Raw genomic sequence first — 17,660 nt, forward strand, 5'->3', positions numbered from 1 at the left:
CCGTGGTCGCGGTTCGTCGGTGCGCGATGTCGATGGTCGCGGTGATCGCGGGGATCAGCGCGAGGCGTTCGCCGGCGCGTGGGTGCCGGTCATCAGCTCGGCGAGGTCGTCCGGCTCGAGGAACGACGGCGGCGGGGGCGGCCCCCAGGAGTAGAGACCGGCTAGCCCGTGCAGCACGTCCGGGTCCCAGAGCTCGTCCTCGGGGATGGTGTCCATGTCGGAGTAGTACTCGGAGAAGTTCCCGGCGGGGTCCTTGAGGTAGTAGAAGAAGTTGGCACCCGCGTAGTGGCGACCCAGGCCCCAGACGTGGCGTTCGGGGTGACCTTCGAGCATGGCGTGGGCGCCGCGCCCGACCTCGTCGACGTCGTCGACCTGCCAGCTCGTGTGGTGCAGGAAGTTGACCGGGGCGGCCATCACGAGCACGTTGTGGTGATCGACCGAGCAGCGCAGGAACGCGGCCTTGTCGCCCATGTAGTCGCTGACCTTGAACCCGAGTCCGTCGGTGAAGAACCGCATGCTCGTCTCCAGGTCGGTGCTGCCCAGCACCGCGTGACCGAGCTTGCGCGGAGCCACCGGCTCGGCGCGGGACAGGAACGGTGCCCGGCCCCAGCGGTCGATGCGGCCAGGACCGTTGTACGGGGTCGGGGGCGGCACCGGGTCGGCCGCGACGCGCGGTCGCACCGCCACCCGGACCCTCGTGCCGGTCACCGGCTCGACGGCCCGCGCCGACGTGCCGTCCCGGTCGACCGGAACCCCGAGCCGTGCGAGGTCGCGGCCGACCGCGGCGATGTCGTCCGGGTCGTCGGCGGCGACCGTCAGCTCGACCAGCCGCCGGGTCGGGCTGTGCACGATCTCGAGCTGCTCGCCGCCGTCGCGGGTGGCGAACACGCCGCCGCCGCGATGGCTGAGCCCGAAGTCGGTGTAGTACGCGATGGTGTCCTCGACGTTCGGGACACCGATGGTGGCCTTACCCAGTCCGTGCAGTGCCATGGTCGTACCCTCCGTGCTCGGCGGCGATCCTTCTCTTACTCGGCGCGGGTGGTGGTGGTGAAGCGCTGGTGCAGCTCGCCGATCCCCTCGATCCAGCTGTCGAGCCGTTCGCCGTCCTGCAGGTACCGCGGGGGCTTACGACCGAGTCCGACACCGGCCGGGGTGCCGGTGAAGATCACGTCGCCGGGGTGCAGCGTCACGATGGCCGACAGCGCGGCGACCAGCTTCGGGACCGAGTAGATCAGGTCGCTGGTGCGGCCCTTCTGGACGTCCTCGCCGTCGATCGCACACCCGAGCTCGAGGTCGTCGGGGTCGGCGAGCTCGTCGGGCGTCACCAGGTAGGGCCCCTGGGGGGAGAAACCGGGGAAGGACTTGCCGAGTCCGAACTGCGGGGCGGGTCCGGCCAGCTGGGAGACCCGCTCGGAGATGTCCTGACCCGCGGTCAGGCCGGCGACGTAGGACCAGGCGGCGGCCTCGTCGACCCGGCTCGCCTCCGCCCCGATCACCGCGACCAGCTCGACCTCCCAGTCCACGTTCCCACCCGGCGGCAGCGCGACGTCGGTGTCGGGCCCGGTGAAGCTGGAGACGTACTTGGTGAACACCGGCGGTAGCCGCGTCGGGGCCTCGAAGCCGGACTCCGCGGCGTGGGTGCCGTAGTTCAGTCCGATCGCGAAGACCTGCGCCGGAGCAGGCGACGGGGCACCGAGCCGGGCCCGATCGATCGGCACGGCACCGGTCGCCACCGCGGCCGGGTCGAGGCCCGTCCACCAGGCCTGCACGTGGGCCCAGTCCCGGTAGACACCGGGAAGATCGGGGCCGAACCGCCCGTCCGAGGCCGTGGCGAGGTCGACGGCGGCGTCGGCGCCCGCGGCGTCGACGACGAGAACGGCGCGCTGGTCGAGGTTGGCGATCCGCATGAAGGTTCTCCAGGGTCGGGCCCGGTCGGAACGGGTGGGTTCAGGCTCGGGCGAGCCACGGGTAGCGGGCGGTGTCGGCGTCCGCGTAGTCGGGGTCGAGGTAGATGAACAGGCGCTGGATCCGGTTGTCGCGGATCTCGAAGACGTCGCACCAGCGTCCGGCGTGAGTGACACCGGCTCGCCATTCGGTGCCGTCGGTCGTCCGTCCGCTGGAGGTGCCCTCGACGACGAGGGTGTCGCCTTGCCCGATGACGTTCAGGTACGCGTAGTCATGGGTGACGGCCGCGACGATGCTCCCGATGCCGGCGAACAACGCGCCGATCTCGTCGTGGCCGACGGCCAGCGGGCACTTCGGGAAGTAGACCTGGGCGCGCTCGTCGAAGAGCTCCAGGATGTCGCCGCCGGTGTCCAGGCGCTTGAGGTACTCCAACGCGAGCTGCTTGCGCTGGTCGTCGGTCATCGTGGCCATCTCGGCGATGCGTGCAGGTGCGTCCATCGGGTATCAGCCTCCGGTGGCGGTGAGGTGGGGCAGCGTGGCGGGATCACGGCGAAGCACCGAGTTCAGCGCGTCGCGCAGGGCAGCGCCGGGGTCGGTGGCGAGTTCGTGGTGCCGCCACGCGACGTGGCCGTCGGGCCGGACCAGCAGCGCTCCGGTTTCGGCGGTACCGCGCAGCCGGGCCCAGTCGCCGTAGACGTCGCGGTAGGCGCAGCCGAGGCCGATCGTGCAGGTGTCGAGCGGGATCCCCAGCTCGTCGGCGAGCTGGTCGGCGGCAGTGCACCAGGGCTCGCCACCGTTACCGGTGAGCAGCGTGAACCGGCCACGACCGCACAGGTCCAGCGTGGACTGCGGCTGGTCACCGTGCTCGAGCCGGGCGTGCGGGAGGCGGGCTCCGGGACGGGTGGTCGGCTGGTAGTACAGCTCGGGGTCCCGGTCGGGTTCCGGCCAGGCGGTCCCGTCGTCGACGACGGCGCAGGACTCGTAGCGCTGACCGAGCTCCACGCCGTGGCAGTTGAACTGGTAGTTCTGCAGCTCGACCGCGGCGGCCAGCTCGTCGCGGCGGCGCCGCCCCTCGTCGGTGGGGGCCAGGAGCCCGTCGAGGGCCGCCCAGCCCTCCTCGGCCGTCTGTCCCGGCCGGAACCCGAATGCCGACGTGATGGGGGCCATGTCCGCGACGCTCTTCATGGCGCGGTCGACGACCTGCTTGCCGACCGGCCGACGCTCCGCGTCGTAGGAGTCGAGCAGCTCCTCGCCCGCCGCACCGCGCAGCACCGCGGTGAGCTTCCAGCACAGGTTGTACGAGTCCTGGATCGAGGTGTTGGTGCCCAGCCCGTTCGCGGGCGGGTGCCGGTGCGCGGCGTCACCGGCCAGGAACACCCGGCCCTGCCGGAACCGGGTGGCCACCACGCGATTGATCTGCCAGGTGCTCACCGCCTTGATCCGGATGTCGACCCCGGGATCGCCGATCGTGGTGCGCGCGCGTTCGAGCACCGCCTTCTCGCCGAGGTCGGGCTCGTCGGCCGGGTCGTACATGAACAGCAGGACCCACTCCGTCCACGGCGTGACGCAGATCCAGGTGCCGCTGCCGACCCAGTAGTCGTTGCCGGGCCGGCACATCCAGTACAAGGTGCCGGGCCGGTGGGCGCAGTAGCGGGTCAGATCCGCCTCGAGCCAGACGTTCGCGGCCGCGCCGAGGCCGGACTCGCCTTCGAACGGGAACCCGAGCTGCTCGGCGACCGTGCTGCGGCCGCCGTCGGCGCCGATCGCGTACCGGGCGCGGACGGCGGTCCGCTCACCGGTGTCGCGGTGCCGGACGACGGCGCGGACGCCGTGCTCGTCCTGGGTGATCGAGATCAGCTCGGTGGAGAAGCGGATGTCGGCACCGAGATCGAGCGCCCGGTCCAGGACGACCGGTTCGAGCAGGTGCTGGGGGATGTTGCACATCCGGCTCGGGCTGGCCGCCGTGTAGTCCGAGACCCGTTCGACAGCGGTGCCCCACGTGGACAGCCGCGCCAGCTCCGGTGCGGCGAAACTGGTCGACCACACGTTGTTGCCCATGAGCTCGTTCGGTGTGGCGACCGCCCGCACCGCGTCCTCCATGCCGAGGTCGCGGAAGACCTCCATGGTGCGCTGGTTGGTGATGTGGGCCCGCGGCGAGTGCGCGGTGCCGGGGTACTTGGTCACGGTGAGGGCGTCGACGCCGTCGCGAGCCAGCAGGGCCGACGCGGTGAGGCCGGCCGGGCCGGCTCCGACCACCAGGACGTCGGTGTCGATGGTCTGCATCGTGTGTGCGCCTCTCTGCGCGGTCGGCCGGTGGCCCGGTCGACAGGGGTTGAGCGGTCGACGAGCGGCGCTCCGGAGTGCGCCGGTGGCGGAACCGGACACCCGTCGCCGACAGGCTCAGTTGTACGCAGTAGAACATTCACAAGTCAACAAAAAATCCATATTTGGATAGATGATCGATACAGGTTACGATGCTGGCATGTCCGCACGAGGGGCGCCGTCGCTGACCGAACGCACGTATCGAGCGCTGCGCGCCGACATCCTCGGCGGGCGCCACACCCCCGGACAGCGCCTGCGTCCGACCGCGCTGGCGGCCGACCACCAGGTGAGCCTGAACGTGGTGCGCGAGGCACTGAACCGGCTCTCGGGAGAGCGGCTGGTGCGGGCCTCCCCGCAGCAGGGGTTCGCCGTGGCTCCGGTGACCGCCGCCGACCTGGCCGATCTCACCGACGTCCGGGGGCTGGTCGAGACCGCGGCCCTGCGCCGCTCGATCGAGCGCGGTGACCTCAACTGGGAGGCCGAGCTCGTCGCCGCCCACCACCGCCTCGCCGGCACGCCGATGACCACAGCCGAGCAGCCCGAGATCATCAGCCCGGAGTGGGACCGGGCGCACCAGGCGTTCCACCTCGCCACCATGTCCGGGTGCGGCAGCCCGCGGCTGCTCGAGGTCGCCGGAGGCCTGACCGAGTGCGCGGCGCTGTACCGGCACTGGTCACACCGCTACGACCAGGGTCACCGTGACGTGGCCGGCGAACACAGGGCGATCTTCGAGGCGACCGTCGCCCGGGACGCCGACCTCGCCTGCCGGCGCCACCTCGACCACATCGGGCGCACGGCCGAGATCGTCCTCGCCGCCCTGCAGGACGAGGAGGGCATGTCCGGAGCCGGTCCCGGGGCGGCGTCCTCGCCGGCGTGAGCCGCACCGGCCGGGCTCCGTCCCGGCGCTCCGATCCGCCCCGGGCGCGAACCGGTCGTGCGCCGGAGAGGCGCGGCCCCGACACGGAAACGCCGGGCCTCCCCGATCGGGAGGCCCGGCGTCCGGGTTGGCGGTAGCGGTGGGATTTGAACCCACGGAGGCGTGAACCTCACGCGCTTTCGAGGCGCGCTCCTTCGGCCGCTCGGACACGCTACCGCCGAAAAGGCTACTAGACCGCTAGCCGGCGTCGACGGACGGGGGGCGCCCGAAGAACTCCTGCAGCAGCGCGGCGGCCTCACCAGCGCGGACCCCGCCGACGACCTCGGGCCGGTGCGCGAGCCGGCGGTCCCGCAGCACGTCCCACAGCGATCCGGCCGCCCCGGTCTTCGGCTCCCAGGCCCCGAAGACGACCCGCTCGACCCGGGCCAGCCCGATCGCGCCCGCGCACATCGTGCACGGCTCGACGGTCACGGCCAGAGTCGTGCCGATCAGCCGCCACTCCCCCACCACGGCGGCCGCGGCACGTAGTGCCAGCAGCTCGGCGTGCGCGGTGGGGTCGCCGAGCGCCTCGCGGGCGTTGCAGGCGGCGGCCAGCTCGGTGCCGTCCGCCGCGAACACGACCGCGCCGATCGGGATGTCACCGGTGGCCGGCGCGGCGCGCGCCACCTCCAGGGCGCGGGCCAGCGCCCGCTCGTCGGCCGGCCGGAACACTCAGGAGTTGACGAGCTCGTCCAGCTGGGCGGCGAACCCGCAGCGCCGGGCGATCGTGTCGAGCTGCTCGTCCGGGTAGAGCTCGAGGTCCTCGACCAGGACCTCCAGCTCGTCGGCCGGCAGCCCGAGGTCGGACAGGATGCCGAGGTCGCCCTCCGGCCACGGGTCGTCCAGCGCGTCGTCGTCCGGCGGGAGCTCGACCCGCAGCAGGTCCAGGACGTCGGCGGCGACGTCGTAGTCCAGCGCCGCGGCGGCGTCGGAGAGCAGCAGGCGCACCCCACCCGGGGACGGGCGCAGCAGGACGAAGAACTCGTCGTCGACGTCGAGCAGGCCGAGCACGGCCCCGGTGGACCGTTGGGCGCGCAGCGCGGTGATCGCCGCGTCGAGGTCGACCAGGGCGACCGGGTCGAGCTGGACGCAGCGCCACTTCCCCTCCTCGCGGATCGCGGCGACCGCGAATCCGGGGAGGGCGGCATCCCGGGTGTCCGGGGCGGCCTCGACGCTCTGGGTGGGCACGACGACAACGGTACGTCGCGAACGCGCTGTGAGCCACGCCACGACCAGGTATGCGTGGTCACATCGGTGCCGCCGGTCGCCGGGCGGCCGGTCGTGGGCGACGATCGGTTGATGGCGACCCCCGTGCCGATCACCCCCGCGTCCGTCGCCGGGCTGCCCCGCGGGCTGCTGGCGGCCGCTCGCCGGCTGCAGCCGCGCACCGTCGCGCTGCGCCGGGCGCTGCACCGGGTGCCCGAGCTCGGGCTCGACCTGCCCCGCACCCGGGACGCCGTCCTCCGGGAGCTGGCGGACCTGCCCGTGACGGTCCGCACGGGGCGGTCGTGCAGCTCGGTCGTCGCCGTGCTGGAGGGGGCCCGGCCGGGCCCGGCGCTGCTGCTGCGCGGGGACATGGACGCGCTCCCGCTGCAGGAGGACACCGGGCTGGAGTTCGCATCGGAGGTCGACGGCGCCATGCACGCGTGCGGCCACGACACGCACACCGCGATGCTCGCCTCCGCCGCCCGGCTGCTGGCCGGCCACCGGGAGCGGATCGCCGGCCGGGTGCTGCTGGCCTTCCAGCCGGGCGAGGAGGGGTTCCACGGCGCCCGGCACATGCTCGACGAGGGCCTGCTGGACGACGGGCCGGAGCTGGCCTACGCGCTGCACATCTCCTCCACCGTCCCGAGCGGGGAGCTGCACCACCGGCCGGGCCCGATCATGGCGGCGGCCGACGTGCTCGCCGTGACCGTGACCGGGCGGGGCGGGCACGCGTCGGCCCCGCAGGACGCCTGCGACCCGGTCCCGGCGGCCGCGGCGATGGTCGGCGGCCTGCAGGCCCTGCTCACCCGCCGGGTCGGCCCGCACGAGTCCGCGGTGCTCACGATCGCCCGGATCCAGGCCGGGACCACCGACAACGTCATCCCCGAGACGGCGGAGCTGACCGGAACGCTGCGGACCCTGTCCGAGCCCGTGCGGGCACTGCTGCACCGCGAGGTCGCGACGCACTGCCGGCACGTTGCCGAGGCCTACGGATGCACCGCCGAGGTGGTGATCACACCGGGTTACCCGGTGACGGTGAACGACGCCGAGGCGACGGCGGCGCTGGTCCGGGTGGGCGAGAAGGTGCTCGGCGACCGGGCCTGCGTGCCGATGCGGGACCCGCTGATGGGCGCCGAGGACTTCGCCTACGTGCTGGAGCGGGTGCCGGGGGCGCTGGCGTTCCTCGGCGCCCGGCCGCCGGCCGTCCCGCAGGCCGGGGCCCCGCCGAACCACTCGAACCGGGTGGTGTTCGACGAGGCGGCGTTCCCGGCCGGCGTCGCCGTCCACGCCGGGCTGGCGCTGGCCGCGCTGTCCTGACACCGGCAGGCTGGGCCCGTGCTGCCGCTCACGGACCTGTTGCGCGCCCTGGCCACCGGTGATCTGTCGCCCCGTGAGCACGTCGACGACGTGCTGGCCCGGCTGGAGGCCGACACCACCAACAGCGTGATCGTCCTGGACGCCGAGCGGGCCAGGGCCCGGGCCAGGGAGCTGACCGCGCTCGCCGCCCGCGGGGAGCGGGCCGGGCCGCTGCACGGCGTCGCCGTCGGGATCAAGGACCTGATCGACGTGGCCGGGCTGCCGACCCGGTGCGGGTCGCGGCTGCTCGACGACGCGCCGCCGGCCGCCGCGGACGCCCCGGTCGTGGCGATGCTGCGGGCGGCGGGCGCGGTCGTCGTCGGGAAGCTGCACACCCACGAGTTCGCCTACGGGCCGGTCGGGGACGTCGCAGCGACCGGCCCGGCACGCAACCCGCACGACCACGGGCGGGTGACCGGCGGGTCCTCGTCCGGGCCGGCGGCGGCGGTCGCGGCCGGGCACCTCGCCCTCACGGTCGGCACCGACACCGGGGCGAGCGTGCGCACCCCGGCCGCGATCTGCGGGGTGGCGGGGCTCAAGCCGCGCCGCGGCGCGCTGCCCGGTGGGGGTGTCTTCCCGCTCGCGGAGTCCTTCGACACGGTCGGGCTGCTCGCCGCCGACGCCGGTTCGCTGGCCGCCGCCCGGTCCGCACTCGGGGGCGGGACGGACGGCCCGCCCGGCGGTGCCGCGCGGCCGCGGGTCGGGGTGGCGTGCGACGACTGGTGGCGCCCGCACGATCCGGTGATCGCCGGCGCGGTCCGCGCCGCGGCCGACGCGCTGGCCGGGCTCGGCGTCCCGGTGGCCGAGCAGGACACCCCGGGGATCGCGGAGCTGACCGCGGCCTACCCGGTAATCACCGGGAGCGAGGCGTACACGACGCACCGGCACTGGTTCGCCACCCGGCGCGGGGAGTACCAGCAGGCCACCGCCGACCGGCTCGCCCCGCACGCCGACGCCCCGGCGTACGCCTATGTGGACGCGCAGCGCACCCGGTCCCGGCTCGGCGCCGCGCTGCTCGACCACCTCGGGTGCGACGTGCTGCTCTGCCCGACGACGCGGTTGCGCGCCACCCCGATCGGCGTGTCCGAGGTGGAGGGCCATCCGGTCCGGGCGTCCTTCCTGGACCTGACCTCGCCGTTCAACCTCACCGACCGCCCGGTCGTGGCGCTGCCGGTCCCGGTGCCGGGACTGCCCGCCGGGATCCAGCTCGTCGGGATCACGGTCGGCGAGGACGTGCTGCTGGGGCTGGCCCGCGCGCTCGAGGGAGCCCTGCGGTGATCCTCCCGGCGCGGGGTGCGGCGTTCCCGGCGGCCGGAGCCCGGCCGGACGGGTGATCGCGGCCCCGCCGGACGGCTCTACGCTGCGGGGCATGCGAGCGGTGTGCGTGCTGGGGACCGGTCTGATCGGCGGGTCGCTGATGCGGGCCGCGGCCCGTGCCGGGCGGGAGGTCTGGGGCACCGCCGCGTCCGACACCACGGCGGCCGCGGCCGTCGCCGACGGGTTCGACGTCACCACCGACACCGACGCCGCGCTGGCCCGGGCGGCGGAGGCCGATGCGCTGGTCGCCGTCGCCGTCCCGCTCCCGGCGCTGGAGCCGGTGCTGCGCCGGGTCGACGCGGTCGCCCCCACCTGCCGGCTCACCGACGCGGTGAGCGTGAAGGTCGCCGTCGCCGACGCCGTCGCCGAGCTCGCACCCCGGGCCCGCTACGTCGGCGGGCACCCGATGGCCGGTACCGCCGAGTCCGGCTGGGCCGCCGGGGACGCGGAGCTGTTCACCGGCGCCGCCTGGGTCGTCGCGGCCGACGACGGCCTCGACCTCGACGTCTGGCGGGACGTCGCCGAGCTGGCCTGGGCCTGCGGGGCGCGGGTCGTGCCGGCCGCGGCCGACGAGCACGACATCGCCGTCGCGCGGATCTCGCACCTGCCGCACCTGCTCGCCGCCGTGCTCGCCTCGGTCGGCGCGGGCGAGCAGGGCGACGACCTCGCCCTGGCGCTGTCCGCGAGCTCGTTCGCCGACGGCACCCGGGTCGCCGGGACCCGCCCGGAGCTGGTGCTCGCGATGTGCGAGGGGAACCGGGCCGCGCTGCTCGCGGCCGTCGACGACGCGCTGGGCCGGCTCGGCGCGATGCGCGGGGCGCTGGCGTCCACCGGCGGGCTGGCCGCCACGGTCCGGGCCGGTCACGCGGCCCGGATGCGGTGGGCCTCCACCCGCGAGCCGCTGGAACAGCCGGTCTCCTTCGACGGCGACCCCGCCGCGGTGCTCGCCGAGCTGCGCGAGCTGGGCCGCCGCGGCGACGTCGTGGAGCCCGGGAAGGGCTGAGGAGCCGGCGGGGTCAGCGCAGCTCGGCGCGCGCGGCGATGCCCGGGTGGTCGAGCACGAAGCCGTCGGCGTCGACGGTCAGCTCCGCGGAGAACTCCCCGGCCTCGAACCCGACCACGGCGGGCTCGGCCCCGGTCCCCGTCCGTACGGTGCGGTAGGTCTGCTCGGCCGCCTCCACCGTCAGCGTCGGCAGGTCGACGACCACGACGGTCAGCACGTGCTCGGCCGGTTCCCGGTGCAGGCCCAGCCGGCGGATCGGCAGGGCGTTGAACACCGGGCTGAAGGCGAGGTCGACGTCCCGCGCGTCGCCGAACGCGCGCTGGGTGCCACCGGATCCGTCGTCGACCAGCCAGACGCCCTCGGCGCTGCGGCTGATCGTCACCTGCTGCTCGCCTGCCGCGGTCGCCACGTCCACGGCCAGACGCGACGGCGTGCCGTCCCCGGCCACGACGAGCCGGTATGACGCGGTCAGCACGCCCTCGGCGGTCCCGCGGATCATCCGGCCGACCGCGCGGAAGCCGTCACCGGACGTCGTGATCCGGGCCGACTCCAGCCCGGTCGCGCCGTCGGTGTCCGGGTCGGACCGCCAGCTCAGCATGAGTGCCATGCACACACCACCCGATCGAGGATCTCCGGGTGGAGATCGTGTCATCCCGCCGGTTCGCGGCGGACGTCGGTGGGGTCGACGTCGTCGCGCACCCCGCGGAACACCGGCTGGCGGAGCCGGGCGGCCGCCGTCCAGCCGAGGTGGGCGACCTCCACGACGACCGACGGCGTGCACCAGACCGCGCCGTCGGCGTCGGCGCGGGCGAGCGGCGCGGCGAACGGCGGCCCCTCCTGCCGGAGCGGCCCGAGCCGCTCGACGAGCACCTGCTGCACGGCCGCCCCGGCCAGGCCGGACCCCACCCTGCCGGCGAACTCCAGCCCGTCCGGGCCCGGGACGCCCAGCAGCAGCGCCCCGATCCGGGACGATCCGCCCCGCTCCGGCCGCCACCCGCCCACCAGGCAGCTCTGCGAGTGCCGGTGCGCGACCTTGACCCAGTCCGGGCTGCGCCGGCCCGGCCGGTAGCGCGAGGACTCCTTCTTGGCGACGACGCCCTCCAGGCCGCGCTGGGCGGTGACGGCCAGCAGCGCAGCGCCGTCCGGGTACAGCGGTGAGCTCTCGACGTGCGCGAGCCCGGCCAGGTCCAGCCGTTCCAGGGTGGCGCGGCGCTCGGACAGCGGCCGGTCCAGCAGCGACACCCCGTAGAGGCGCAGCACGTCGAACACCATGAACGTGACCGGGCGGCGCTCGGCGGCGGCCGGGGCGACCACCCCCTGCATGCGGTGCGCGAGCGCGGCGAAGCTGGGGACGCCGCCGTCGAGCAGCACGATCTCGCCGTCGAGCACGACGTCCGGGGCCAGGTCCACCAGATCGGCGAGCTCCGGGAAGTTGGCGGTGACGTCCCGGCCCGAGCGGGTACGCAACCGGAGGGCCGGGCCGTCATCACCGTCGGCGACCTCGGCCAGCACGCGCATGCCGTCCCACTTGACCTCGAACGACCAGCCGGGACCGGTCGGGAGCGGTCCGGGGGTGGCGAGCATGGGCAACACACCGTCATGCTGTCACCGAATGCCCGGCGCGCCACGCGGTGAACGCGCCGAACCGGCGGAGGGGGAACGCCTCATGCGGGCGATCTGGAGCGGGGCCGTATCGTTCGGCCTGGTCAGCGTCCCGATCAAGGTCTACTCGGCGACGTCCAACCACGACGTGCGCTTCCACCAGGTGCACGGCGAGGACGGCGGCCGGATCCGGTACAAGCGGGTCTGCGAGGTGTGCGGCGAGGAGGTGTCCTACGCCGACATCGTCAAGGGGTTCGAGACCCCCGAGGGCGAGCTGATCACGCTGGACGAGAACGACCTCGCGTCGCTGCCGGTCTCGACCGGGCACGAGATCGACGTCATCGAGTTCGTGCCGAACGAGCAGATCGACCCGATGCTGTTCGACAAGAGCTACTACCTCGAGCCGGAGACGAAGGCCGCGAAGCCCTACGCGCTGCTGCGCGAGGCGCTCAACGAGACCGACCGCACGGCCGTGGTGAAGGTGGCGTTGCGGCAGCGCGAGACGCTCGCGCTGCTGCGGGTGCGGGACAAGGCGATCGTCCTGCAGACCCTGATCTGGCCGGACGAGGTGCGCGAGCCGGAGTTCGACGTCCTCGACTCCGACGTCGAGCTGCGCCCGCAGGAGCTGCAGATGGCGTCGTCGCTGGTCGAGAGCATGGGCGCGGACTTCGACCCGGCCGAGTTCCACGACGAGTACCGCGACGCGATGGTCGACCTCATCGAGGCGAAGAAGACCGACGGCGACGCCCGGCCCGCCCCGGCCCCGGAGAAGGCCGACGACTCCGACTCGATGAGCGACCTGCTCTCCGCACTGCAGGCCAGTGTGGACGCGGCGCGGTCGTCCGGCGGCAAGGCGGAGGCCGGCACCGCGAAGCGCTCGTCGTCGAGCCGGTCCTCGTCCGCGCGGGCCGGTGGCTCGTCCGGATCGTCCGGGTCGACCCGGAAGGCCGCGTCGGGGTCGAGCACCCGGTCGCGGTCGAAGAAGGCGACCGAGGAGAAGGAGCCGGCGGCGACCGGCACCGAGGGCGGCCGGACGAAGTCCACCACCACCCGGCGCCGGTCGACCAAGAAGACCGCCTGAGGCGGAGCTACGGCCCGAAGCTGGACTCCGGCGGCGCCTCGTCCTGCTGCAGGGCGCCGAACAGCGCCTGCGAGCGCTGCCTGTCCCAGCGCAGGGTGGACCCGCTACCGGTCCCGGAGATCGGCACGGTCGTCTGGATGCCGTCCCCGCCGGACACGCCCTTCATCCCCCAGGCGAGCCCGGCCAGGTGCCAGAGGTGGTCGGAGTCGTCGACGGTGATCGTGTCGGTGACCGCCGACGCGAGCGGGACCATCCGGAACGGGTTGATCAGCGTCAGCGGGCTGGTCGCCTTCCCGAGCAACGCCGACAGGAACTCACGCTGGCGCTTGACCCGGTCGAAGTCCGAGCCGGGCGTGGCCCGGGTGCGGACGTAGCCGAGCGCGGTCTGGCCGTCGAGCTCCTGGCAGCCCGCCTGGATGTTCAGGCCCGCCAGCGGGTCCTCGATCGCCTGCGGGACGCACATGTCCACCCCGCCGACCGCGTCGACCGCGCCGACGAACCCGCCGAAGCCCACCTCGACGTAGTGGTCCATCCGCAGACCGGTGGCCGCCTCTATGGTCTTCACGAGCAGCTGGGGGCCGCCGATCGCGAACGCAGAGTTGATCTTGCCGGTGCCGTGCCCGGGGATCGGGACCGTGGAGTCGCGCGGCAGCGAGACGAGCACGCTGCCCGAGCTGCCGGTGTGCAGCAGCATGATCGTGTCGGTGCGCTGACCGGCCGCGTCACCGGTGGCGAGCCGTTCCTCGTCCTCGGCGGACAGGCCGTCGCGGCTGTCCGATCCGACGATCAGGTAGTTCGTCCCGGACGACGACGCCTCCGAGTCGGCGGGCAACGCCTCGACCCGGGTCATGTTCTGGTCGAGGTAGACGCCGAACCCGAGGACCGCGACCACCAGCACGATCGCGATCGCCTTCCACCGGCCGCGGCCGGCGCCGCGCAGCCGCCGCCAGTCCGGCAGCGTCGGCCCCTTGGTGATCCTCCCGTCCCGGGGTGCCCGGGTCGCAGGGTGCGCCGGTGGGCCGGCCCCGGCACCCCCGGCCGGACGCGGCAGGGCCTCCTGGCGGGTCCGTGGCGGTCCCTGCGGCGGCGGCCCGGCGGCCCGGCCGGGCGGGGGCTTGCGCAGCGGACCCCCGCGACCCTGCGACGGCGGCCGGTTCGGCTGCTGGGGAGGTGACGGCGGCGGCAGCGGCCGGCCGCCGTGCCCCGGGAGCGGGCCTCGCGGGGGTTGCCTCGCCCAGCCCGGGCTACCGCCGCGCCGCGGCGGGCGCCCACCCTGCGGAGGCCCACCACCACGCGGGGGCGGGCCGCGGAAGTCTCCGGCCATGCCTGCTCCACCGTCCCGACCGGCCCTCGGGTCTGCGGGCCGGACCCCGACGATACTGCCGCCGTTCCCCCGGGTGGAGGACCCGGGGGAAGGCGTACCCCCGGCGGGGTCACGCCGCGTGTCGGCGAACCGGTCGCCACCGGGCATGATCGTCCCGGTGGACCTCCCCGCGCTCCCGCTGTTCGAGGACGACCTGGACGCCGAGGGCGTCATCCGGGCCACGGCACTCGTGCGCCGCCCGGACGACATGCCGGACGCCGCCGTCCTCTGCTGGTTCCCCGAGGTCGTCGACGCGGTCGGCGCCGGCGAGGCCCGCGCGCTGTCCGTGCTGCGCACCGAGCTGGGCCGCACCCCGGTCTGGCAGGCGCGCGGGCCGGCCGGGCGGCCGGTCGCCGTCCTGCATCCCGGTGTCGGGGCGCCGCTCGCGGCGATCTTCCTGGAGATCCTGGTGGCGCTGGGGGTGCGCACGGTCGTCGGCGTCGGCGGGGCCGGGGCGCTGCGGCACGAGCTGACGCTCGGGCACGCGGTGATCCTGGGCAGCGCGCTGCGCGACGAGGGGACGTCGTTCCACTACCAGCCGCCGTCGCGCACGCTCGACGCCGACCCGGGCGGGATCGCTGTCCTCGAACGCGTGCTCGGCGGCGCCGGCATCCCCTGGGTGGTCGGCCGGGCCTGGACCACCGACGCCGTCTACCGCGAGACCCCGCAGCGGGTCGCGCGGCGCCGGGAGGAAGGTTGCGCGGTCGTCGACATGGAGGCCGCCGCGCTGGTGGCGGCCGCGCGACGGCTCGGCGTGCGGTACGGCCAGCTGTTCCTGGCCGCCGACTCGCTGGCCGGCCCGGAGTGGGAGCACCGCGGCTGGATGACGGCGCGGGCGGCCCGCTCGGGCCTGTTCGACCTGGCCCTCGCCGCGGCCGAGCAGTGGGCCGCGGCACCCGCCACGGCAGGATGGGAGGCATGAGCGAACCCGTCTTCGACAAGCGCGACCAGCTGGACAAGGTCGCGGCCGGCCTGCTGGAGGGCGAGCGGATCGTCGCGGTGCTCGACGCTGTCGGGGCCGGGACCGGGTTCCTCGGCCTCACCGACCGGCGGGTGGTGCTGCAGGACAACTCGTTCGCCCGGAAGAAGACGGCGATCACCTCGATCCCGTACTCCCGGATCAGCACCGTCTCGTTCGTCGCGGACCGCAACGTGCTGGGCCGGTTCGCGAGCTCCAGCACGATCTCGGTGACGGTCGGGACGCAGTCCTACGAGGTGCAGTTCCGGGGCGACGACAAGGTCAGGCTGGCCCACGACGTCATCCTCGGGCACCTCACCCGCTGAACGGGCTCAGGCGTCGCGCAGGGCGGCGAGGAAGGCGAGCAGGTCGGCGGGCCCCTCGGAGGCGATCGCGTGGACCCGCCGGAGGTCGAGGTCGCCGTAGGCGTGGACCAGGAGGTTGCGGAACGCGGCCGCCCGGGCGAGCCGGTCGGCGAGGCCCTGATCGAGTACGCCGTGCCGCCCGAGGGTCCGGAACGCGTCACCGTAGGTCGGCGGGGAGCCCAGTCCCAGGGCGACGCAGGACGAGACCGCCATGTCGATGACCACCTGGATCGCCTGCCAGAGATGCAGGACGACGGCATCGGTCACGTCGGTCATCGGCCTGAGCGCCTCCGGGTCCTCCGGCAGCCGGTCGGCGACCCGGGTCAGGTGCCGCCGGACGGTCGCCGCCCGCTCGGCGAGGAGCTCCGGACGGATCGCCCCGCTCACCGGCCGAGCTCCGCGAGGACCTCGTCCTGGGCCCGGCGGATGACGGGGCCGGCGTCGCACCAGAACGTGGTCGCGTCGACGACGAACCGCCGGTGGGACCCGGCGGTCTCGTGGATGCAGACGCCGTCCCGCGCCGCCTCGAACCGGAGCAGGGCCGTGGCCCGGGCGAGGTCGACGAGGTCGACGCGGTTGGTCCCGAGCGCGCTCGCGACCGCGTCGAGAAGACGGGCGGGGTCGACCTCGCCCAGGTAGCCGAGATCCCAGTCCGAACCGGGATGTGCCTCACCGCGGCTGCGGGAGCCGTGCAGCAGCAGGAGGTCCAGTCCCGGGGTCCGTGCGGCGGCAGCACGCAGGGCGTCGGGCACATCCGGGCCGGTCATGGCCCCACCGTAACGGGACCCGCCGTGACCGGGCGCACGCTCGGCGGCGGGGTCGCGCGTCCGGTTGCGACACTGGTCGCATGACCACCGCCTCGCCGCCGAGCACGCCCGCCCCGGAGAGCACGGACGTGCTCGTCGTCGGGGCGGGGCCGGCCGGGTCCGCGGCCGCCGCGTGGGCGGCCCGGCACGGGCTGGACGTCGTGCTCGCCGATGCGGCCACGTTCCCCCGGGACAAGGCGTGCGGGGACGGGCTGACCCCGCGGGCGATCGCCGAGCTCCACCGGCTCGGGCTCGGCGCGTGGGTGGACGGGCACGGCACCAACCACGGGCTGCGCGCGCACGGGTTCGGGCAGGTCCTGGAGCTGCCCTGGCCGGGCGGGTCGCTGCCGGCGCACGGCTCGGCGATCCCCCGCACCCGGCTCGACGCCGGGATCCGGCAGGCCGCACTCGACTCCGGGGTGACGCCGGTCGAGGGGGCCAAGGCCGTCGACGTGACCTACGCCGGGGGCCGCGTCGAGTCGGTGACCTTCGCCGACGGCCGGTCGGTGCGGTGCCGGCGGCTCGTCGTCGCCGACGGGGCCCGCTCCACGCTGGGCCGGGTGCTCGGCCGCGAATGGCACCAGGACACCGCGTACGGCGTCGCCGCCCGCGGCTACGTCGCCTCCGGCCGGCACGACGACCCGTGGATCAGCTCGCACCTGGAGCTGCGCGGCCAGGCCGACGAGGTGCTGGCCGGCTACGGCTGGCTGTTCCCGCTCAACGACGGCCGGGTCAACATCGGCGTCGGCACCCTCGCGACCGACCGGCGCCCGGCCAACATCAAGCTGCGCGGCCTGATCGAGCACTACGCGGCCGCGCGCCGCGACGACTGGGCGCTCGACGGGAAGGTCGAGCTCGTCCGCTCGGCGTTGCTGCCGATGGGCGGCGCCGTCTCCGGGGTCGCCGGGCCGAACTGGGCGCTGATCGGCGACGCGGCCGGCTGCGTGAACCCGCTCAACGGCGAGGGCATCGACTACGGCCTCGAGACCGGACGGCTGGTGGCCGAGCTGCTCACCGCGGGCGCCGACCTCGCCCGCGCCTGGCCGGCCACCCTGCGGTCGCACTACGGCCTGGCGTTCTCGATCGCCCGCCGGCTCGCCGGGCTCATCACCATCCCGCGCCTGCTGCCGCTGGCGGGGCCGGTCGGGATGCGCTCGCGGGCCCTGATGACGGTCGCGCTGCGGGTGATGGGCAACCTCGTGACCGACGAGGACCGCGACCTCACCGCGCGGGCGTGGCGGGCCGCGGGGAAGCTGTCGGTGCGGTTCGACGACCGCCCGCCGTTCCCGGCCGCCGACCTGCTGAACCGGGTCGCGGGCCCGTCCGTCGCGGGGTGATCGACCGTTGTGGAGTGCGGCGTTCGCGAAACGAGCGCCACACTCCACAACGGGTGATCACGCGTCCCGCCCGCGTGCCGTCCGGATCAGCGCGGTGGCGGTGGCGGTACGGTCGGCCGACCT

19 protein-coding genes and 1 tRNA gene are annotated in these 17,660 nt (G+C 74.7%); 8 read left to right on the forward strand and 12 right to left on the reverse strand.

The features are described from left to right. Positions 1 to 54: 54 nt before the first annotated feature. Genes H7X46_RS24555 through H7X46_RS24570 form a run of 4 tightly spaced genes read right to left on the reverse strand, consistent with a single transcriptional unit; the run spans position 55 to position 4,188 of the window. Positions 55 to 990, reverse strand: a complete 936-nt coding sequence (locus H7X46_RS24555; protein WP_186361610.1) for a VOC family protein — start codon at positions 988 to 990, stop codon at positions 55 to 57. A gap of 35 nt (positions 991 to 1,025) precedes the next feature. Next, entirely contained in the window at positions 1,026 to 1,907 is an 882-nt protein-coding gene (locus H7X46_RS24560; protein ID WP_186361611.1) for a fumarylacetoacetate hydrolase family protein, read from the reverse strand. A gap of 40 nt (positions 1,908 to 1,947) precedes the next feature. Then, entirely contained in the window at positions 1,948 to 2,403 is a 456-nt protein-coding gene (locus H7X46_RS24565; protein ID WP_255426212.1) for a nuclear transport factor 2 family protein, read from the reverse strand. Positions 2,404 to 2,409: 6 nt separating this feature from the next. Further along, on the reverse strand, positions 2,410 to 4,188 hold the full coding sequence (locus H7X46_RS24570; RefSeq protein WP_186361612.1) for an FAD-dependent monooxygenase: 1,779 nt from the start codon (positions 4,186 to 4,188) through the stop codon (positions 2,410 to 2,412). 199 nt (positions 4,189 to 4,387) lie between these two features. Here H7X46_RS24570 and H7X46_RS24575 point away from each other — a divergent pair, with 199 nt between their 5' ends. Next, positions 4,388 to 5,104, forward strand: a complete 717-nt coding sequence (locus H7X46_RS24575) for a GntR family transcriptional regulator (protein ID WP_186361613.1) — start codon at positions 4,388 to 4,390, stop codon at positions 5,102 to 5,104. 128 nt (positions 5,105 to 5,232) lie between these two features. Here H7X46_RS24575 and H7X46_RS24580 read toward each other — a convergent pair. From H7X46_RS24580 to H7X46_RS24590, 3 genes are all read right to left on the reverse strand, one after another. Further along, a tRNA-Ser gene (locus tag H7X46_RS24580) sits at positions 5,233 to 5,320 on the reverse strand. A gap of 21 nt (positions 5,321 to 5,341) precedes the next feature. Beyond that, positions 5,342 to 5,815, reverse strand: a complete 474-nt coding sequence (locus H7X46_RS24585; RefSeq protein ID WP_186361614.1) for a nucleoside deaminase — start codon at positions 5,813 to 5,815, stop codon at positions 5,342 to 5,344. Continuing rightward, complete coding sequence (locus H7X46_RS24590) at positions 5,816 to 6,331, reverse strand: tRNA adenosine deaminase-associated protein (protein ID WP_186361615.1); 516 nt, start codon at positions 6,329 to 6,331, stop codon at positions 5,816 to 5,818. 111 nt (positions 6,332 to 6,442) lie between these two features. Between H7X46_RS24590 and H7X46_RS24595 the strand changes: the two genes are divergently transcribed. The 3 genes from H7X46_RS24595 (at position 6,443) to H7X46_RS24605 (ending at position 10,025) form a co-directional block, all read left to right on the forward strand. Continuing rightward, positions 6,443 to 7,666, forward strand: coding sequence for a M20 family metallopeptidase (locus H7X46_RS24595; protein ID WP_186361616.1), 1,224 nt, complete (start codon positions 6,443 to 6,445; stop codon positions 7,664 to 7,666). 18 nt (positions 7,667 to 7,684) lie between these two features. Further along, positions 7,685 to 8,983 carry an amidase gene (locus H7X46_RS24600; RefSeq protein ID WP_186361617.1) on the forward strand — a complete coding sequence of 433 codons (1,299 nt, stop codon included), beginning with the start codon at positions 7,685 to 7,687 and terminating at the stop codon, positions 8,981 to 8,983. A gap of 91 nt (positions 8,984 to 9,074) precedes the next feature. Beyond that, complete coding sequence (locus H7X46_RS24605) at positions 9,075 to 10,025, forward strand: prephenate dehydrogenase (RefSeq protein ID WP_186361618.1); 951 nt, start codon at positions 9,075 to 9,077, stop codon at positions 10,023 to 10,025. A 13-nt stretch (positions 10,026 to 10,038) separates the two neighbouring features. On the opposite strand, the gene H7X46_RS24610 is transcribed toward H7X46_RS24605, so the two are convergent. Beyond that, positions 10,039 to 10,632 carry a putative glycolipid-binding domain-containing protein gene (locus tag H7X46_RS24610; RefSeq protein WP_186361619.1) on the reverse strand — a complete coding sequence of 198 codons (594 nt, stop codon included), beginning with the start codon at positions 10,630 to 10,632 and terminating at the stop codon, positions 10,039 to 10,041. Between the two features lie 41 nt (positions 10,633 to 10,673). Beyond that, positions 10,674 to 11,609 carry a non-homologous end-joining DNA ligase gene (gene ligD / locus H7X46_RS24615; RefSeq protein ID WP_186362882.1) on the reverse strand — a complete coding sequence of 312 codons (936 nt, stop codon included), beginning with the start codon at positions 11,607 to 11,609 and terminating at the stop codon, positions 10,674 to 10,676. Positions 11,610 to 11,637: 28 nt separating this feature from the next. Here ligD and H7X46_RS24620 point away from each other — a divergent pair, with 28 nt between their 5' ends. Then, positions 11,638 to 12,708, forward strand: a complete 1,071-nt coding sequence (locus H7X46_RS24620) for a Ku protein (RefSeq protein ID WP_370588942.1) — start codon at positions 11,638 to 11,640, stop codon at positions 12,706 to 12,708. Positions 12,709 to 12,715: 7 nt separating this feature from the next. Here the strand turns inward: H7X46_RS24620 and H7X46_RS30420 are convergent, their stop codons facing one another. Then, entirely contained in the window at positions 12,716 to 14,032 is a 1,317-nt protein-coding gene (locus H7X46_RS30420; RefSeq protein ID WP_304633492.1) for an LCP family protein, read from the reverse strand. A 157-nt stretch (positions 14,033 to 14,189) separates the two neighbouring features. On the opposite strand from H7X46_RS30420, the gene H7X46_RS24630 reads away from it, so the two are divergent. Both H7X46_RS24630 and H7X46_RS24635 read left to right on the forward strand, forming a co-directional pair. After that, positions 14,190 to 14,993 (forward strand): nucleoside phosphorylase, encoded by an 804-nt coding sequence (locus tag H7X46_RS24630; RefSeq protein WP_186361620.1) that lies wholly within the window; start codon positions 14,190 to 14,192, stop codon positions 14,991 to 14,993. Continuing rightward, complete coding sequence (locus tag H7X46_RS24635; RefSeq protein WP_186361621.1) at positions 14,990 to 15,355, forward strand: PH domain-containing protein; 366 nt, start codon at positions 14,990 to 14,992, stop codon at positions 15,353 to 15,355. Before H7X46_RS24630 ends, H7X46_RS24635 begins: the two co-directional genes overlap by 4 nt. 6 nt (positions 15,356 to 15,361) lie before the next feature. Here the strand turns inward: H7X46_RS24635 and H7X46_RS24640 are convergent, their stop codons facing one another. Both H7X46_RS24640 and H7X46_RS24645 read right to left on the reverse strand, forming a co-directional pair. Continuing rightward, positions 15,362 to 15,781, reverse strand: coding sequence for a HepT-like ribonuclease domain-containing protein (locus H7X46_RS24640; RefSeq protein WP_186361622.1), 420 nt, complete (start codon positions 15,779 to 15,781; stop codon positions 15,362 to 15,364). Further along, positions 15,778 to 16,161 (reverse strand): nucleotidyltransferase domain-containing protein, encoded by a 384-nt coding sequence (locus H7X46_RS24645; RefSeq protein ID WP_186361623.1) that lies wholly within the window; start codon positions 16,159 to 16,161, stop codon positions 15,778 to 15,780. Before H7X46_RS24645 ends, H7X46_RS24640 begins: the two co-directional genes overlap by 4 nt. 80 nt (positions 16,162 to 16,241) lie before the next feature. Here H7X46_RS24645 and H7X46_RS24650 point away from each other — a divergent pair, with 80 nt between their 5' ends. Then, the gene (locus tag H7X46_RS24650; protein ID WP_186361624.1) at positions 16,242 to 17,537 is read left to right on the forward strand and encodes a geranylgeranyl reductase family protein; all 1,296 of its coding nucleotides are present in this window, start codon (positions 16,242 to 16,244) and stop codon (positions 17,535 to 17,537) included. Positions 17,538 to 17,660 lie beyond the last annotated feature (123 nt).

It is taken from the genome of Pseudonocardia sp. C8, assembly GCF_014267175.1.
In the GTDB taxonomy this organism is placed as follows: domain Bacteria; phylum Actinomycetota; class Actinomycetes; order Mycobacteriales; family Pseudonocardiaceae; genus Pseudonocardia.

What these genes read in the sequence shown, in the direction of transcription:
- H7X46_RS24555 (WP_186361610.1), bottom strand. Translation starts at nt 990, where the DNA reads ATGGCACTGCACGGACTGGGTAAGGCCACCATCGGTGTCCCGAACGTC.
- H7X46_RS24560 (WP_186361611.1), bottom strand. Translation starts at nt 1,907, where the DNA reads ATGCGGATCGCCAACCTCGACCAGCGCGCCGTTCTCGTCGTCGACGCC.
- H7X46_RS24565 (WP_255426212.1), bottom strand. Translation starts at nt 2,403, where the DNA reads ATGGACGCACCTGCACGCATCGCCGAGATGGCCACGATGACCGACGAC.
- H7X46_RS24570 (WP_186361612.1), bottom strand. Translation starts at nt 4,188, where the DNA reads ATGCAGACCATCGACACCGACGTCCTGGTGGTCGGAGCCGGCCCGGCC.
- H7X46_RS24575 (WP_186361613.1), top strand. Translation starts at nt 4,388, where the DNA reads ATGTCCGCACGAGGGGCGCCGTCGCTGACCGAACGCACGTATCGAGCG.
- H7X46_RS24595 (WP_186361616.1), top strand. Translation starts at nt 6,443, where the DNA reads ATGGCGACCCCCGTGCCGATCACCCCCGCGTCCGTCGCCGGGCTGCCC.
- H7X46_RS24605 (WP_186361618.1), top strand. Translation starts at nt 9,075, where the DNA reads ATGCGAGCGGTGTGCGTGCTGGGGACCGGTCTGATCGGCGGGTCGCTG.
- H7X46_RS24610 (WP_186361619.1), bottom strand. Translation starts at nt 10,632, where the DNA reads ATGGCACTCATGCTGAGCTGGCGGTCCGACCCGGACACCGACGGCGCG.
- ligD (WP_186362882.1), bottom strand. Translation starts at nt 11,609, where the DNA reads ATGCTCGCCACCCCCGGACCGCTCCCGACCGGTCCCGGCTGGTCGTTC.
- H7X46_RS24620 (WP_370588942.1), top strand. Translation starts at nt 11,638, where the DNA reads ATGCCCGGCGCGCCACGCGGTGAACGCGCCGAACCGGCGGAGGGGGAA.
- H7X46_RS30420 (WP_304633492.1), bottom strand. Translation starts at nt 14,032, where the DNA reads ATGGCCGGAGACTTCCGCGGCCCGCCCCCGCGTGGTGGTGGGCCTCCG.
- H7X46_RS24635 (WP_186361621.1), top strand. Translation starts at nt 14,990, where the DNA reads ATGAGCGAACCCGTCTTCGACAAGCGCGACCAGCTGGACAAGGTCGCG.
- H7X46_RS24645 (WP_186361623.1), bottom strand. Translation starts at nt 16,161, where the DNA reads ATGACCGGCCCGGATGTGCCCGACGCCCTGCGTGCTGCCGCCGCACGG.
- H7X46_RS24650 (WP_186361624.1), top strand. Translation starts at nt 16,242, where the DNA reads ATGACCACCGCCTCGCCGCCGAGCACGCCCGCCCCGGAGAGCACGGAC.